Source organism: Streptomyces sp. NPDC004788, from assembly GCF_053601115.1.
Genome location: NZ_JBSGBF010000097.1, coordinates 1 through 16,530, shown reverse-complemented (window position 1 = coordinate 16,530; position 16,530 = coordinate 1). Strand labels below are relative to the sequence as shown.

The following is a 16,530-nucleotide window of genomic DNA, read 5'->3' as shown; positions in this document are numbered from 1 at the left end:
CGCTGCGCGGCTCCCGCGCGCCGCGGTCACGCGAGCCCCAGCGCGAACACCGCGAAGCCCGCCGCGAGCACCCCCGCCGCCGCGCGGCGGGCCGGGCCGGTGCGCGTCCACGGGGACTCGAAGCCCCGCGCGTACCGGCCGACGAGGACGAGCAGCCCGGCGAAGAGCGGCATCCAGGCGAGCCGCGCCAGGATCCAGCCGACCGAGTCGGGCGCGCCGACCAGTCCGGTCAGCTCGCCCGCGTACGAGGCGGGGATCGCGGCCGCGAGCATCGCGGTCTGGTGCCAGCACAGGATGGTCATCGCGGACAGGTTGATCACGACCACCGGCGCCCACAGCCCGGGCCGCCGCTTCAGGAGCCCGCCGAGCCGCTCGCGCAGCAGGATCGCGGCGCCGCTCTGCGCGGCCGCGAGGGCGAGGACGAGCAGCGACGGCGGGTGCGAGTTGGTGCGGGCCTCGCCGGGCACGCCGACCATCGAGGCCGGGTAGCCGAACCACAGCAGCAGCGCGGCGAACAGCGCGACTCCGCCGGCCAGCAGCCCCCGGGCCTGCCGCCGGGTGATCCGGCCCTCGCCCCAGGAGACGCCGAGCTGGTACGCGAAGAGCCAGCCCGGCAGGATGTTCAGGACGCTCAGCCAGGACGGCACGGCGGCCGAGTCGGCGTACGGCCCGTAGCGCAGGAAGTCGACGACCGCGACCGAGCCGAGCAGCGGGGCCGCCGCCCACACCCCGAGCCGCCGCGCGGCGCGCACGCAGTACGGCGTGAGCGCGGTGACCACCACGTACACGCCCACGAACCACAGCGGTTGGACGACCAGCGTCGACGCCGTCCGCAGGGTGTCGTACGGCACCCCGAAGCCGTAGTGCAGCAGCGGCAGCAGTGCCGCCCACACGGCGGTGACGCCGAGCACCGGCCGCCCGAGCCGGGCCAGCCGGCCGCCGAGCCAGGCGCGCGTGCCGCCCTGGTGGCGGCGGAAGGAGAGGACGGAGGCGTAGCCGCCGACCAGGAAGAAGATCCCCAGCATCTGCAGGACCCAGCTGACCGGCGCGAGTCCGCCGAACGACGACAGCGGGCTCGCGTTGTGGATCGCGCCGTCGGCGGAGAGCGTGAAGCCGCCGAGCAGCCAGTGTCCGGCCGGCACGGCGAGCAGCGCGAGGGCGCGCAGCCCGTCGATCGCGCGGTCGCGGTGGGCGGGGGTGGACGCCTCGATCTTCTCGACGAGCCGGTTCACCGGACGTCCCCCTCGGCGATCGCGGCGAAGGCGCGGAGCGAGGACGTGCCCGGCGCGAAGTAGCCGTCGTGGCCCTGCGCGTCGGCGGCGGGGACGCGGCGGGCGCCGAACTCCGGCGCGGCGGGGTCGGAGCCGTGGCCGAGGCCGGCGAACTCGACGTACGGGACCCGGTCGATCCAGTCGGTCGGGTCCTTGGCGGCCCACACCCGGGCCGTGGTGTTCAGGGCGGTCACGTCGTCGGCGCGCATCCCGGGCGAGGCGATGGCGACCAGGTCCTTGGCCTTGAGCCGGTGCGCGGCCACCCCGCAGACCACCGAGCCGTAGCTGTGGCAGAACAGCGCGGGCTCGGCGGCGCCGACCGCCCGCAGGCCATCGGTGAAGCGCGCGAGGCGGTCCGCGCCCGCCTCCGCGAGGTCACCGGTGGCGGCGTCGATCCCGACTCCGACGGGGGTGGTGTACCCGGCCCAGGCGACGACGGCGGTCCGGCCGTTCGTGGCTTCGCGCAGCGCCGTCGCCTTGTGGATGAGCGGCGCGAGGTCGCCGGCGTCGATGTCCGACCCGGGCACGATCACGGCCACGTGCTCGGCCCTGGCCAGGTCCCCGTAGACGAGGACGGCCTGGCCGCGGCCCCGTGGGTCGTACGCGAGGACCTGGCCCGCTCCGCCGAACCGACCGTTGGTCGTACGGGCGTTGGCCGCGTACCGCAGGGCGAGCGGGACGCCGTCGAGGTTGCCGACGACGCTCGGGTGGGACCGTACGAGCTCCCGCTGCCGCGCCGGGCTCAACCCGCGGAAGTAGGAGGCGACCTGATCGGGCGTCATGCGCTCCGGGTCCGGCAGCCCGTCGGCCCGCCAGGCCGCCGTCCCGACCGGCGCCCCGGTCACCGGCTCCTGGGAGCTCCCGGACGCCCAGCCCGCGGTGCCGGCCACCACGGCGGCGGTGAGCGCGGCGGCGACCAGGGTCCTGCCGATCCGGGTCCTGGCGAACCGGGTCCTGGTGATGGGGCGCATGCGGGCCTCCCTTTCCGTTCCTGTCTCTCTCGTCGCTGGCGAGAGGAAGGTAGGAACGGAGTGGGTGACGGCGCGTCACACCCGGGCGCCAAGCCCGGACTCATACCGGGGTAGGGGCCGGAGGAGCAGCCGGCCGGAGGCCGGGGGTGGGGTTGTCCCCCGGGGGCTACCAGGTGGTCAGCGGCCCCCACCCGGTGTGACCAGGCCCGACTCGTACGCGAAGACCACCGCCTGCGCCCGGTCGCGCAGGTCCAGCTTGGCGAGCACCCGCCCGATGTGGGTCTTCACGGTCTGCTCGGCCACCACCAGATGATCGGCGATCTCCTGGTTCGACAGGCCCTGCGCGATCAGCCCCAGGACCTCGGTCTCGCGCGGAGTCAGCCCGTTGAGACGGAGCGCCGCCCGGTCGCCGCGCGGCGCGGCGGGCCGGGACGCGGCGAAGTCGGCGATCAGGCGCCGGGTCACGGACGGCGCGAGCAGCGCGTCGCCGGCCGCCACCACCCGTACCGCCGCGATCAGGTCGGCCGGCGGCGCGTCCTTGAGGAGGAAGCCGGAGGCGCCGGCGCGCAGCGCCTCGTACACGTAGTCGTCCACGTCGAAGGTGGTGAGCATCAGCACCTTCGGCCGGTGCACCACGCCCGGCGGAGGGTCGAGGATCTCGCGCGCCGCCGCGAGCCCGTCCAGCTCCGGCATCCGCACGTCCATGAGGACCACGTCCGGGTGCGTCGTCCGGGCCACCTCGACGCCCTGCCGGCCGTCCGGCGCCTCGCCCACCACGTCGATGTCGGGCTGCGCGGCGAGCAGGGCGGCGAAACCCGCCCGCACCATGGCCTGGTCGTCGACGATGATCACGCGGATGGTCACAAGGCGCCCCCTGGGTCGTTCGGTTCGGGTCGGGTCCCGGGCCGGGCCCACCGGGCCCGCTGGCAGGCCCGGTCGGCTTGGGTCGGGCCCACCGGGCCGGTCGGCTTCGATCGGGCCCACCGGGCCGGCCGGTCAGCCCCGGGGTGGGGCCCACCGGGCCGGTCGGTTTGGATCAGGCTCACCGGGCCGGTCAGCCCCGGGGTGGGGCCCACCGGGCCGGTCGGTTTGGATCGGGCTCACCGGGCCGGTCAGCCCGGGGTCGGGCTCACCGCGCCGGTCAGCCCAGGTCGGTCAGTGGCATCCGGGCGGCGACTCGGAAGCCCCCGTCCGGCAGCGGCCCGGTGTCGAGCGAGCCGCCCGTCAACCGTACGCGCTCCCGCATCCCGACGAGCCCGTGCCCGGTGCCGTCCCCGCTCTCGACCGGCCCCGAACCGGGCCCCGAACCGTTCCCGGCCGGCGGCCCGTTGACGACCAGGACGTTCAACCAGCCCTCGGCGTCACCTCGTACGGACACCCGGGTGGTCGCCCCCGGCGCGTGCCGGACGACATTGGCCAGCGCCTCCTGCACGATCCGGTACGCCGACAGGTCCACCGCCGGCGGCAGCCCGGCCAGGTCCAGGTCGGCCGCGAGCGACAGCTCGGCCGGCACCCCGGCCCGAACCGTCGCCTCCACCAGCTGCTGCACCCGGTCGAGCCCCGGCTGCGGCGCCCGCTCGCCCTCCGCGCCCTCGCTGCGCAGCACCGCGAGCAGCCGCCGCATCTCGGCCAGCGACTCGCGCGCCCCGGCCGCGATCGACGCGAACTCCTCGCGGGCCGGCTCCGGCAGGTCCGGGATGCGGTACGGGGCGGAGTCGGCCTGCACGGTGATCACCGACATGTGGTGGGCGACCACGTCGTGCAGCTCGCGGGCGATCCGGGTCCGTTCCTCCAGGAGCGTGCGGCGGGACCGTTCGGCCTCGCTGATCGTCTCCTGCTCGACGAGCCGCCGTTCCGCCTCGCCGCGGCCGCGCAGGGTCGCGGTGAGCAGCAGCAGGACCCCGCTGAGCACGAAGAGGACGATGGGGATGCCGTCCACCCGGCTCGGCGAGACCAGCGCGAACACCGCCCCGGCGGCGCCCGTCATCAGCCACACCCCGAACAGCGCGCGCCGCGACTCGCGCGCCCCGAGCGCCGCCGTCAGGGCGAGGTAGCCGACCACGACCATCGGCGTCCACGGCCAGGGCTGCCGGGCGACCGGATCGCCGACGAGCAGCACGAAGCCGCCGACGACGTCCGCCGTGAAGATCACCCACCAGGCCTGCAGCGGCCGCGTGACGGCGACGAGCAGCGGCACGGTCTGCGCCGTGCCCAGCGCGCCGGCGACGGCGCCGTTCACCCCGTACTCGTTGATGAGCACGGCGATGGTGACGGGCAGCAGGGCGGCGACGAGGGCGAAGGCGACGGCGTACGGCAGCCACCGCACCCACGGCTTCGCCGCCCGGGCGAGCAGCGCCTCGCCGTGCCCGGTGGGCGTGGCGAGGGCGACGCCGATGCTCCGTACGCTGATCCGGACCCGGGACAGGGCCCGGATCAGGGGGCGCGGCATGTGCGGCCTGCGCCGCTTCTGTGCTGTGGCTTCCTTCATGGTCCGCACAGCGTAGGCAGCCGGGCCGGGCCCGGACGTCATACCGGAGTCCGGGCCTCGGGGTCGTACCGGGGTACGACCCCGAGAGACAGGCCTCGTGAGGGGGCTGAGCCCAGTGGCCCAGGGCTCAGTGGCCCAAGGGCTCAGAGCTCAGGGCTTCTGGCTCCGGGCTCAGACCCAAGGGCTCGGCACTCCGGTCTTCGGGTTCGGGCTCCGGGCTCGGGCTCCGGGCTCAGACCCAAGGGCTCGGCGCTCCGGTCTTCGGGCTCGGGCCCCGGGCTCAGGCCCAAGGGCTCGGCGCTCCGGTCTTCGGGCTCGGGCCCCGGGCTCAGGCCCAAGGGCTCGGCGCTCCGGTCTTCGGGTTCGGGCTCCGGCCTCAGCCACAAGAGCTCAGAGCTCCGCCAGGAGTTCCGCCTTCTTCGAGGAGAACTCCTCGTCCGTGACGAGCCCCGCCCGGTGCAGCTCGCCCAGGTGGCGAATCCTTTCCGCAATGCCCGCCGGATCCCGCTGCGGCACCGTCACCGGCACCCGCGCCGACGCTCCGCGGATCGCCGCGAGGACCGAGGCCGCGAACGGCAGGGACTGGTGGACCGGCCCGTAGCCGAAGCCGAAGACGACGGACGCCGGGTCGTGGTCGGGCTGCGCCGGCCGCCCGTCCGGGCCGTCCGCCGCGCCGTCCCGGGCCAGCAGTCGCAGATAGCCGTCGAAGACCTCGGGCGAGCGCCACTCGACGCCGCTCAGCTCGCGCACCCGGAAGGTCTGGTCGCCGGCCTTCCACTTCTCCGAGGACGCGCCGGACCACGACCAGCGGAAGGACACCTCCGCCACCCCGTCGAAGCTCGCCTTCCCGTCGTACGCCTTGAAGGACTGCGGGCCCTCCGGCGCCGCCACCAGGAAGCCGTCCGCGGGCAGGTCGGCGTCCTCCGGCGGGAGGAGCGCGCGCAGCTCGTCGCGGTAGTACTCGGCGAGCGTCTCCTTGTCGGCGGGCAGCACCAGACGGTACGGGTCGCACCCGTCCTTCAGCTGCCCCGCCGCCGCCTCCATCAGCGGATCGGCCCCCGCCCGCGGCACGGCGTGCAGCACGACGGTGCCCCGCGCCCCCGGCGACAGCGTCACCGACGCCAGCGCCTCGTGCGGGACGCGTCGTTCGCGCAGCGCCTGGAAGAGCTTCGGAGTGCGGATCCCCCGTTCGAAGCGGATGACGACTGCGTCGCTCTCGAACTCCCAGGTGGCATGAATTCCGGCCAGCACATCACCCATACGCCTCATCGTATGCGGCGTATGCCCCGACGTCGCCCCTCCGTAACCACCGTAAATCCGCCGCGACGCACCCGTGCCCCTCGGCGCGCTACGCGCGTCAGGAGGCCGCCGCGCCGAAGATTCCACGGAGACAGGCGCTGTCGGCGGTCGAGCAGGTCAGCGAACGGTACGAGCCGACCCCGATCGCCGCGAAGTTCCGCAGGCTGAGCGTGCCCGGCACGAAGTAGCCCGCGTGGCCGTCCGCGCCGGCCGCCGAGAGCAGCCGCGCGCCGAACTCCGGCGCCACCGGGTCGGTGCCGTGCCCGACCCCGCCCAGCTCCAGGTGCGGCACGTCCGCGATCCAGTCGTCGGCGTCCCGCATGGCCCAGACCCGGGCCCCGGTGTCCAGGTCGGCGGCCCGCTCGACGCGCATCCCGGGGCTGCCGGCCACCACCACGTCGGACACCCGCGCGGGCAGCCGGGGCGCGGCGACCCCGCACAGGACGGAGCCGTAGCTGTGGCAGAAGAGCGTGACGCGCGAGTCCCCGGGCAGCGCCGCGGTGAGGTCGACGAGCCGGACCGCGCCCCGCTCCGCCAGCTCCCCGATGGCCGCGTCGATGCCGACGCCGACGGGCGCGGTGTAGTCCGCCCAGGCGATCACGGCCGTACGGGCGCCCGGATCGGCCCGCCGCTCGGCGTCGTACAGCGACTCGGCCATCCCGACGACCGCCGAGTAGCGGCGCGCGGTCTTCTGGAAGGTCAGCAGGTTGGTGTCGACACCGGGCACGATCACGGACACCCGCCGGGCCCGCTCCAGGTCGCCCAGGACCTCCGCCGTCCGCCCCGTACCGCTCGGGTCGAAGGCGAGTATCTGGCGGCCCGGCCGCATCAGCGACCGGAAGCGGTCGACCCGGCGCTGCGCCTCGTGGCGGCCGTCGGCGCTGAGCCTCGGGTCGTCGACCCGGCCCCGCTCGGCGGCCAGCGCACGGCCGAGCGAGACCCGGTTGGCGCGGTAGCGCAGGGTGACGGGGGCGCCGTTGAGATTGCCCACGACGAACGGGTGGGCGGTGGCGAGCCGGGCGCTCTGCGCGGGGCCGGCGGCGGCGAAGAACGCGGCGATCGTACGGGCCGGCGCCGCCGGGTCCGGCAGCGCGCGGCCGCCGACCCGGTCGCGCGCCCAGGCGGCGAGCGCCTGCGCCCGGGTGTCGCCCTGCGTGGGCTGATGCCGGATCGTGGTCCATCCCGTGGTCGCGAGGAGCACGAACACCACGGCCAGCGCGAGCAGCGCGCGCCAGACGGAGAGGGCGACCGAGAGGGCGGGGTCGGAGTCGAAGGAAGACATTGGGGGTCACCCTAGGGGCCGCCCCGGGGCGCCCGTGCCACGAGTGACGCGGATCACGCCGGGCGGGGGCGGGGTGGTGACGGTGGGTGAGGGGGCGTACGCCGGGAACGGGTTACGGGCGCCAGCGCGGGGCGAGTGCGGCGCCCAGATGGTCGAGGTACCGCTCGGTGAGCGCGCGGATCGAGTCCAGGGTCCGGTCCTCGCCGCGGACCCAGAGCTGGCCGGTCACCCGCATCACGCCACCGAACGCGGCGACCGCGATCCGCGGCCGCGGGTCCTCGTCGACGTCGAGCCCCTCGCGCTCGGCGATCACCCGGGCGAGCGTGTCCTCCATCTCGGTGGAGCGGCGCAGATGGACGGCGAGCAGGGCCGGCGTGGACTCGATGAGGTGGAAGGTGCGGAGGTACAGCTCGACGGGGACGACCTCCTCGATCGCCTCGCCGATGGTGTCCCAGCCGCCGAGCACCGCGTTGCGCAGCGCGTCGAACGGGCCCTCCTCGGGCGGCCGCTCGGTCAGCGAGCGGAGGAAGCGCTGCTCCACCATCTGCTGGACGGCGAAGGCCACGTCCTCCTTGGTGGCGAAGTAGCGGAAGAAGGTGCGCTGGGAGACGTCGACGGCGTCGGCGATCTCGTCGACGGTGGTCCGCTCGTACCCCTGGGTGGTGAACAGCTCCAGGGCCACCCGGACCAGCGCGTCGCGGGTGCGCTGCTTCTTGCGCTCGCGCAGACCGGGAGCGGTCACGTCCGGCGCCCCTCTTCCGTCACGTTCTCGGCCACGTCTTCCGTCTTGTTCTCGCCGTTTTCTCGCCGTTCGGACCTGCTCAGCGTACCTGTGAGCTACGTGACAGTTACCGGCGCGTGAATCGCTTTGTCAATTGTCAGTGGCTGACACTAGCCTCGTTTTCATGACTAGTCAGATCACCGTGGAAAAGGCCCCGCAGGGTCAGGGGGGTGCCCCGGAGCCGGAGCCGGCCGACGCGGCTCGGGCGAGGGGACTGCGCGGTCACCCGTGGCTGACCCTGTTCTCCGTAGCGGTGGGCGTGATGATGGTCGCGCTCGACGGCACGATCGTCGCCATCGCCAACCCCGCCATCAAGGAGGACCTCCAGGCGTCGCTCGCCCAGGTCCAGTGGATCACCAACGGCTACCTGCTCGCGCTCGCCGTCGCCCTCGTCACCGCCGGCAAGCTCGGTGACCGCTTCGGCCACCGGCAGACCTTCCTCATCGGCATCACCGGCTTCGCCGCCGCCTCCGGCGCGATCGGACTGTCCAGCTCGATCGCGCTCGTGATCGCCTTCCGGGTCCTCCAGGGCCTCTTCGGCGCCCTGCTCATGCCGGCCGCGCTCGGCCTGCTGCGCGCCACCTTCCCGGCCGAGAAGCTCAACATGGCCATCGGCATCTGGGGCATGGTCATCGGCGCCTCGACGGCGGGCGGCCCGATCGTCGGCGGCCTGCTCGTGGAGAAGGTCAGCTGGCAGTCCGTCTTCTTCATCAACGTGCCGGTCGGCGTCCTCGCGCTCGTCCTCGGCCTCGTGATCCTCAAGGACCACCGCGCCGAGAACGCCCCGCGCTCCTTCGACGTCTTCGGCATCCTGCTGCTCTCCGCCGCGATGGCCGCCCTCATCTGGGGCATCATCAAGGCCGGCGAGTCCTGGGGCTGGGGCGGCGGCAGGACCTGGGGCTGCCTGATCGGCGCACTCGTCCTCTTCGCCGTGTTCGCGGTGTGGGAGACCAGGGCCAAGGAGCCGCTGATCCCGCTGAAGATGTTCCGCTCCGTGCCGCTGTCGGCCGGAGTGGTCCTCATGGTCCTGATGGCCTTCGCCTTCATGGGCGGCCTGTTCTTCGTCACCTTCTACCTGCAGGGCGTGAAGGGACTCAAGCCGGTCGACGCCGGTCTGCACCTGCTGCCGCTCACCGGCATGATGATCGTCTCCTCGCCGCTGGCGGGTGCGCTGATCACCCGGTTCGGCCCGCGGGTCCCGCTGGTCGGCGGCATGGTGTGCACCGCCGTCGCCATGTTCGGCATGATCAGCCTGACCCCCGGCACCGGCACCCTCACCATGTCGCTGTGGTTCGCGCTCCTCGGCCTCGGCCTCGCCCCGGTCATGGTCGGCGCCACCGAGGTCATCGTCGGCAACGCGCCGCTGGAGCTGTCCGGCGTGGCCGGCGGCCTGCAGCAGGCCGCGATGCAGGTCGGCGGCGCGCTCGGGACGGCGGTGCTCGGCGCCGTCATGTCCTCGAAGGTGTCGAGTGCCTTCGGCGAGAACTGGCGGGCGGCCCACCTGCCCGGGCCCGCCGACCCGCGCCTGGAGCAGGCCGCCGAGTTCGGCATGGTGCCGCCGGAGCTGGCCAAGGCGCCGGGCATGACGCCGGAGATCGTGCAGGTCATCGGCAAGGTCATCCACGACACCTTCATGGACGGCATGGGCCTCGCCTTCACCGTCGCCGGTGTCGTGGCGGTCGTCGCCGCGCTGGTCGCCACGCTCACCAAGCGCGGCGAGAACGCGGAGGCGGGGGCGGGCGCGGCCCACATCTAGGAGCCGCAGGCTCTCGGCTCTCAGGGTTCCCGTAGGGGGCCGTCACCTGTTCGCGTGAACGGGGGCGGCCCCTCTTCCGTTGGGTTGGACTCTCCGCCATGCTGATGATTACAGAGAGTTACGAGACGGGGGTTCACCTGCATGTATACGAAGACGCTTCTCGCCGCCGGAGTCCTGTTGACCGCCCTGGCGGTGCCGGCGCTCCCGGCCCAGGCCGCACCCACCGCGGCCGCCGCGGCCACCGCACACACCGTGGCCGCCGCACATGCCGCGCCCAGCGCACTTGCCGCGCCCAGCGCGGCCAGCGCACTCGCGAGGGCGGCCGGCACGGCCCTCGGCGCCTGCGGGCCCGGCCAGCTGTGCCTGTGGCCGAAGGCCGACTTCAAGGGCAAGGCCCAGATCCACGAGCTGGCCTCGGTCGACATCGAGAGCTGCATCGCCCTGCCGGCCGGGACCAGCGCCCAGTCCCTCGCCAACCGGACCGGGCGGCCGGTCACCACCTACCAGTCCGCCGAGTGCGCCGAGACCGGGGAGTTCGAGACCTATCCGGGCAGAGGGACGTGGGCGCCCCAGACGCCCTACCAGGTCCGGGCGTTCAAGATCTGGGAGAGGTAGGCGCAGCCGCGGGCGCAGGGACCTCGGGGGTGCCCGGGCCCGGTCCCGCGTCCGTACCAGGGCGCGCGCCCCTGCCCGCGCCCATGCCCGGACCCGCGTTCACGCCACAACCCGCATCCACGCCACAACCCGCATCCACGCCACGGCCCGCGTCCGCCGGCGGGGCCGAGAGGCGCGCGACCTCGGCCCGCAGGGCGCGCACCTCGGCGGTCAGCGCCTCCAGGAGCTCGGTCTGCCGGCGCTCGGCCTCGTCGTCCCGGTCGAAGCGGGAGATGAACCAGGCCGCGATGTTGGCCGTCACCACACCGAGGAGCGCGATCCCGGACAGCATCAGGCCCACCGCGAGCACCCGGCCCAGACCGGTCGTCGGGGCGTGGTCGCCGTAGCCGACGGTGGTCATCGTGGTGAAGGACCACCAGAGCGCGTCCCCGAGCGTCTTGATGTTGCCGTTGGGCGCGTCCCGCTCCACGTGCAGCACCGCGAGCGAGCCGAACATCATCAGCCCGACCACCGCGCCCGCCACGTACGTGGTGAGCGTCATCTGCGGGGCCATCCGGGCCCGCCGGCCCACCAGGAGGAGTGTGGAGACCACCCTGAGCAGCCGCAGCGGCTGCACCATCGGCAGTATCACCGCGATCAGGTCCAGCGGATGGCCGCGTACGAAGGCCCAGCGGGCCGGGGCGAGCGCGAGCCGCACGAGGTAGTCGAGGGCGAAGGCCGCCCACACCGTCCACTCCACGTGGGTGCACAGCCGGTGCACCCACGGCTCGGCGCCCGGCGCCACGATCGGCACGGCGTAGGCGGCACCGAACGCCACGGCGAGCACGAGCAGCGGCTTCTGGGTGAGCTCCTCCCAGCGATCTCTCATGCCCGCATCGTAGGGAAAACCGGGGAACGCCGAAGGGCGGCGGGACCGTGGCCCCACCGCCCTCACCAGGCACGACGCGCCGTGGCGCGCTGCCGTGCCGCGCGCGCTCCTACGCGGTGCTGTGCCGCGCGCTGCCGCGGTGCCGTTACGTGGCGCTGTTACGCGTCGCCGCCGGCGGCGCCCGGGTGGGCTGCCGAGACGTCGAGCAGCTGGTAGCGGTCGATGGCCTGCTTCAGGGCCGAGCGGTCGACCTTGCCGTCGCGGGCCAGCTCCGTGAGGACCGCGAGCACGATCGACTGGGCGTCGATGTGGAAGAAGCGGCGGGCCGCGCCCCGCGTGTCCGCGAAGCCGAAGCCGTCCGCGCCCAGCGAGGTGTAGCGGCCCGGCACCCAGCGGGAGATCTGGTCCGGCACCGAGCGCATCCAGTCGGAGACCGCCACGAACGGGCCCTCGGCGCCCTGGAGCTTCCGCGTCACGTACGGGACGCGCTGCTCCTCCTCGGGGTGGAGCAGGTTGTGCTGCTCGGCGGCCACGGCGTCGCGGCGCAGCTCGTTCCAGGAGGTCGCGGACCAGACGTCGGCGCGGACGTTCCACTCCTCGGCGAGGATCCGCTGGGCCTCCAGGGCCCACGGCACGCCGACGCCGGAGGCCATGATCTGCGCCGGGATCGTGCCGGCCTCGCCGCGCCGGTAGCGGTGGATGCCCTTGAGGATGCCCTCGACGTCCACGTCCGCCGGCTCGGCCGGGTGCTGGATCGGCTCGTTGTAGACCGTCAGGTAGTAGAAGACGTCCTCGGCCTCGGGGCCGTACATGCGGCGCAGACCGTCCTGGACGATGTGCGCGATCTCGAAGCCGAAGGCCGGGTCGTAGGCGACACAGCCCGGGTTCGTCGAGGCGAGGAGGTGGGAGTGGCCGTCGGCGTGCTGGAGGCCCTCGCCGGTCAGTGTGGTGCGGCCGGCGGTGGCGCCCAGCACGAAGCCGCGGGCGAGCTGGTCGGCCATCTGCCAGAACTGGTCGCCGGTGCGCTGGAAGCCGAACATCGAGTAGAAGACGTAGACCGGGATGAGCGGTTCGCCGTGCGTGGCGTAGGCCGAGCCGGCGGCGATCAGCGAGGCGGTGCAGCCCGCCTCGGAGATGCCGTCGTGCAGCATCTGGCCGGTCGGGGACTCCTTGTAGGCGAGGAGCAGTTCGCGGTCCACGGCCTCGTACTGCTGGCCGAGCGGGTTGTAGATCTTGGCGCTCGGGAAGAACGAGTCCATGCCGAAGGTGCGGTACTCGTCCGGCGCGATCAGCACGAAGCGCCTGCCGATCTCCTTGTCCCGCATCAGGTCCTTGAGCAGCCGGACGAAGGCCATCGTGGTGGCGATCTGCTGCTGGCCGGAGCCCTTCTTCACCGCCGCGTAGGTCTTGTCGTCGGGCAGCACCAGCGGCTTGGGGCGGACAACACGGGTGGGCACGTACCCGCCGAGCGCCTTGCGGCGGTCGTGCATGTACTGGATCTCCTCGGAGTTCCGGCCCGGGTGGTAGTAGGGCGGCAGGCCCTCCTCCAGCTGCTTGTCCGTGACCGGGATGTGCAGCCGGTCGCGGAAGCGCTTCAGGTCGTCGACCGTCAGCTTCTTCATCTGGTGCGTGGCGTTGCGGCCCTCGAAGTTGGGGCCGAGCGTCCAGCCCTTGACGGTCTTGGCGAGGATCACCGTCGGCTGGCCCTGGTGGGCCTTGGCCGCGGAGAACGCCGCGAAGATCTTCTTGTGGTCGTGACCGCCGCGGCCCAGGTGCAGGATCTGGTCGTCGGTCATGCCCTCGACCATGGCCCGCAGCCGCTGGTCGTCGCCGAAGAAGTGGTCGCGGATGTAGCCGCCGGTCTCCGTCGCGTACGTCTGGAACTGCCCGTCCGGCGTGTTGTTCATCTTGTTGACCAGGATGCCGTCGCGGTCCTGGGCGAGCAGCGGGTCCCAGGAACGGTCCCAGATCAGCTTGATGACGTTCCAGCCGGCCCCGCGGAAGACCGACTCCAGTTCCTGGATGACCTTGCCGTTGCCGCGCACCGGGCCGTCGAGGCGCTGCAGGTTGCAGTTGACGACGAAGGTCAGGTTGTCCAGGTTCTCGCGGGCCGCGAGGGTGAGCTGGCCGAGCGACTCCGGCTCGTCCATCTCGCCGTCGCCGAGGAAGGCCCACACGTGCGACTTGGAGGTGTCGGCGATGCCGCGCGCCTCCATGTAACGGTTCATCCGGGCCTGGTAGATCGCGCCGAGCGGGCCGAGGCCCATCGACACGGTCGGGAACTCCCAGAAGTCCGGCATGAGCCGCGGGTGCGGATAGGAGGACAGGCCGTCGGGGAACTTCGACTTCTCCTGGCGGAAGGCGTCGAGCTGCGTCTCGCTCAGCCGGTCGAGCAGGAAGGCGCGGGCGTAGATGCCGGGGGAGGCGTGGCCCTGGAAGAAGATCTGGTCGCCGCCGTCGCCCTCGTCCTTGCCGCGGAAGAAGTGGTTGAAGCCGACGTCGTAGAGGGAGGCGGACGAGGCGAAGGTCGCGATGTGGCCGCCCACGCCGATCCCGGGGCGCTGGGCGCGCGAGACCATCACGGCCGCGTTCCACCGGGTGGCGTTGAGGACCTTGCGCTCGATCTCCTCGTTGCCCGGGAAGAAGGGCTCGTCCTTGGTGGCGATGGTGTTGACGTAGTCCGTGCTGCGCATCTCGGGCACGGCCACCCGCCTCTCGCGGGCCCGCTCGATCAGCCGCAGCATGAGATAGCGGGCGCGCTCCCGGCCCCGCTCGTCGACGGCGGCGTCCAGGGAGTCGAGCCATTCCCGGGTCTCTTCCGGGTCGAAGTCCGGGACCTGGCTGGGAAGGCCGCCAATGATGATCGGGTTGCGATCGGATGCGGAAGCCACGCTGTTCCTTCGCTGGTCGGTGGAGCCCGCGGGGGAAGGGGCCCCGCTGCGGCCGGGATGTTCATCGTGTACCCCGCCGACGGCAAACGTCATCTTTACCGAGCGGTAACCCTCGCGGGGCGCCTTGTTCGGTCAAATCGCAACCTTACGCCCATCCCGCGCATGCGTTTCGCCAGAGCGTTCGGCAGACTGAAGCCACAGAAGCCCACAATGCCGGGCGAAGAGTGCACGACCTGTCACGCAGTGCGACGGGTGTTCGCCGGAAGTTGCGGCGAGACGGCCCCAAACGTCACCGTTTCGGCGGTCTCATCGGCCGGGTACTTGCGCGATCCGCCCCGGCACGTGTGGACTACGGCCAGCGCCGCGCGTACGCGCGTGGCCGAAGCATTTTCCGATACATGATCAGGAGGCAAGCCGTGAGCGCGACCGCGGACCACGCGGAGGAGCGGACCAACCCGGCAGCGAGGCTGGGGTTCGAGCCCGGACAGGTGGTCCAGGAGATCGGTTACGACGACGACGTCGACCAGGATCTCCGTGAAGGCATCGAGTCCCTCATCGCCCAGGATCTCGTCGACGAGGACTACGACGACGTCGCCGACGTCGTGCTGCTGTGGTTCCGCGACGAGGACGGTGACCTCACCGACGCACTGGTGGACGCCATCGGACTCCTGGAGGACGGCGGCATGATCTGGCTGCTGACCCCGAAGACGGGCCGCGACGGCTACATCGAGCCGAGCGACATCAGCGATGCCGCGCAGACCGCAGGTCTCTCCCAGTCCAAGAGCATCAGCGTCGCCAAGGACTGGACGGGCACCCGCCTGGTCACCCCCAAGCGCTGACTCCCCGAACGCAGCACGGAGCCCCCGCCGGACACACCGGCGGGGGCTCCGCGCATCCCCGGTCGAGCTGCGTCCCGACCGCCCCTTAGGGTGGGTTTCACCGATTCGGCCCAAGGGCCGGCCCGCCGGCGAAGGGATGCGTACGCGATGGCGATCGAGATCGGAGCCGAGGCCCCCGACTTCGAGCTGAAGGACAACCACGGCCGCACCGTGCGGCTCTCCGCCTTCCGCGGCGAGCGCAACGTGGTCCTGTTCTTCTACCCCTTCGCCTTCACCGGCGTGTGCACCGGCGAGCTGCGCGAGCTGCGTGACCACCTCGACGCCTTCGTCAACGACGACACCCAGCTGCTCGCCGTCTCCAACGACTCCATCCACACCCTGCGCGTCTACGGCGACCAGGAGCAGCTGGAGTTCCCGCTGCTCTCCGACTTCTGGCCGCACGGCGCCACCTCGCGCGCGTACGGCGTGTTCGACGAGGACAAGGGCTGCGCGGTGCGCGGCACCTTCGTCATCGACAAGGCGGGCACGGTCCGCTGGTCCGTCGTCAACGCCCTGCCCGACGCCCGCGACCTCGACGACTACCTGAAGGCGCTCGCGGCGCTCTGAGCCGCGCCATCGACGCGGCTTCGCCACGCCTGCACCGCGCCTGCACCACGCCTGCACCACCCTTGCGTCACGCCTTCGTGACGCCTTCCGGGTCCGGACGGGCCATGCTCCACGCCACTCGGGCGAAACGTCTGTTTCGGCGGGGAACCCGTCACTAGGATCCAGACGTTGATCCGATGCCAACGCACGACTGGGGGCGCTGCCCCTGGAACACCACTGGAGGGACTCGTGGGAGTCAGCCTCAGCAAGGGCGGCAACGTCTCGCTGACCAAGGAGGCCCCTGGCCTGACCGCCGTCACCGTCGGTCTGGGCTGGGACGTCCGCACCACCACCGGTACGGACTTCGACCTCGACGCCAGCGCCATCCTGGTGAGCGAGGCCGGCAAGGTCCGCAACGACCAGGACTTCGTCTTCTTCAACAACCTGAAGAGCGCCGACGGCTCCGTCGAGCACACCGGTGACAACCTCACCGGCGAGGGCGAGGGCGACGACGAGCAGGTCAAGGTCAACCTGGCCGGCGTGCCGGCCGACGTCGCCAAGATCGTCTTCCCGGTGTCCATCTACGACGCCGAGAACCGCCAGCAGTCCTTCGGCCAGGTCCGCAACGCGTTCATCCGCGTCGTGAACCAGAACGGCGGCGCCGAGATCGCGCGGTACGACCTCTCCGAGGACGCCTCCACCGAGACCGCCATGGTCTTCGGCGAGCTGTACCGCCACGGCACGGAGTGGAAGTTCCGCGCCGTCGGCCAGGGTTACGCCTCGGGCCTGCGCGGCATCGCGCAGGACTTCGGCGTCAACGTCTGAGCTCCACCGGGGTGCCGTTCTTCTGCGCGGCGCGGGCCGGGGTGGCGCCCGCCCAGGCC

14 protein-coding genes are annotated in these 16,530 nt (G+C 72.7%); 5 read left to right on the top strand and 9 right to left on the bottom strand.

The annotated features are described in order from the left end of the window. Positions 1 to 26: 26 nt before the first annotated feature. From ACWEJX_RS30875 to ACWEJX_RS30845, 7 genes are all read right to left on the bottom strand, one after another. A complete protein-coding gene (locus ACWEJX_RS30875; RefSeq protein WP_451610714.1) occupies positions 27 to 1,232 on the bottom strand; it encodes an acyltransferase family protein in 1,206 nt (401 codons plus the stop codon). After that, positions 1,229 to 2,242 carry an alpha/beta hydrolase gene (locus ACWEJX_RS30870; RefSeq protein ID WP_451610713.1) on the bottom strand — a complete coding sequence of 338 codons (1,014 nt, stop codon included), beginning with the start codon at positions 2,240 to 2,242 and terminating at the stop codon, positions 1,229 to 1,231. Before ACWEJX_RS30870 ends, ACWEJX_RS30875 begins: the two co-directional genes overlap by 4 nt. A gap of 177 nt (positions 2,243 to 2,419) precedes the next feature. Then, positions 2,420 to 3,106 (bottom strand): response regulator, encoded by a 687-nt coding sequence (locus ACWEJX_RS30865; RefSeq protein WP_451610712.1) that lies wholly within the window; start codon positions 3,104 to 3,106, stop codon positions 2,420 to 2,422. A gap of 277 nt (positions 3,107 to 3,383) precedes the next feature. Further along, positions 3,384 to 4,730 carry a sensor histidine kinase gene (locus tag ACWEJX_RS30860; protein WP_451610711.1) on the bottom strand — a complete coding sequence of 449 codons (1,347 nt, stop codon included), beginning with the start codon at positions 4,728 to 4,730 and terminating at the stop codon, positions 3,384 to 3,386. A gap of 390 nt (positions 4,731 to 5,120) precedes the next feature. After that, entirely contained in the window at positions 5,121 to 5,999 is an 879-nt protein-coding gene (locus ACWEJX_RS30855; protein ID WP_451610710.1) for a DUF4429 domain-containing protein, read from the bottom strand. A gap of 88 nt (positions 6,000 to 6,087) precedes the next feature. Further along, a complete protein-coding gene (locus tag ACWEJX_RS30850) occupies positions 6,088 to 7,311 on the bottom strand; it encodes an alpha/beta hydrolase (protein ID WP_451610709.1) in 1,224 nt (407 codons plus the stop codon). Between the two features lie 112 nt (positions 7,312 to 7,423). Continuing rightward, positions 7,424 to 8,053, bottom strand: a complete 630-nt coding sequence (locus ACWEJX_RS30845) for a TetR family transcriptional regulator (RefSeq protein ID WP_451610708.1) — start codon at positions 8,051 to 8,053, stop codon at positions 7,424 to 7,426. Between the two features lie 163 nt (positions 8,054 to 8,216). Between ACWEJX_RS30845 and ACWEJX_RS30840 the strand changes: the two genes are divergently transcribed. Both ACWEJX_RS30840 and ACWEJX_RS30835 read left to right on the top strand, forming a co-directional pair. Beyond that, a complete protein-coding gene (locus ACWEJX_RS30840; protein WP_451610707.1) occupies positions 8,217 to 9,848 on the top strand; it encodes an MFS transporter in 1,632 nt (543 codons plus the stop codon). Positions 9,849 to 9,989: 141 nt separating this feature from the next. Continuing rightward, the gene (locus tag ACWEJX_RS30835; protein WP_451610706.1) at positions 9,990 to 10,463 is read left to right on the top strand and encodes a peptidase inhibitor family I36 protein; all 474 of its coding nucleotides are present in this window, start codon (positions 9,990 to 9,992) and stop codon (positions 10,461 to 10,463) included. Here the strand turns inward: ACWEJX_RS30835 and ACWEJX_RS30830 are convergent. After that, positions 10,444 to 11,331: a potassium channel family protein gene (locus tag ACWEJX_RS30830; protein ID WP_451610705.1), complete on the bottom strand. Its 888-nt coding sequence runs from the start codon at positions 11,329 to 11,331 to the stop codon at positions 10,444 to 10,446. The genes ACWEJX_RS30835 and ACWEJX_RS30830 overlap by 20 nt on opposite strands. Before the next feature lie 158 nt (positions 11,332 to 11,489). Continuing rightward, the gene (aceE, locus tag ACWEJX_RS30825) at positions 11,490 to 14,222 is read right to left on the bottom strand and encodes a pyruvate dehydrogenase (acetyl-transferring), homodimeric type (protein ID WP_451610704.1); all 2,733 of its coding nucleotides are present in this window, start codon (positions 14,220 to 14,222) and stop codon (positions 11,490 to 11,492) included. Positions 14,223 to 14,638: 416 nt separating this feature from the next. On the opposite strand from aceE, the gene ACWEJX_RS30820 reads away from it, so the two are divergent. The 3 genes from ACWEJX_RS30820 to ACWEJX_RS30810 all read left to right on the top strand — a co-directional run bounded on the left by ACWEJX_RS30820 (position 14,639) and on the right by ACWEJX_RS30810 (position 16,471). Then, a complete protein-coding gene (locus tag ACWEJX_RS30820) occupies positions 14,639 to 15,061 on the top strand; it encodes a DUF3052 domain-containing protein (protein WP_403793292.1) in 423 nt (140 codons plus the stop codon). Between the two features lie 147 nt (positions 15,062 to 15,208). Continuing rightward, a complete protein-coding gene (locus tag ACWEJX_RS30815; RefSeq protein ID WP_451610703.1) occupies positions 15,209 to 15,667 on the top strand; it encodes a peroxiredoxin in 459 nt (152 codons plus the stop codon). A gap of 228 nt (positions 15,668 to 15,895) precedes the next feature. After that, entirely contained in the window at positions 15,896 to 16,471 is a 576-nt protein-coding gene (locus ACWEJX_RS30810) for a TerD family protein (RefSeq protein ID WP_403793296.1), read from the top strand. The last annotated feature ends 59 nt before the right edge of the window (positions 16,472 to 16,530 follow it).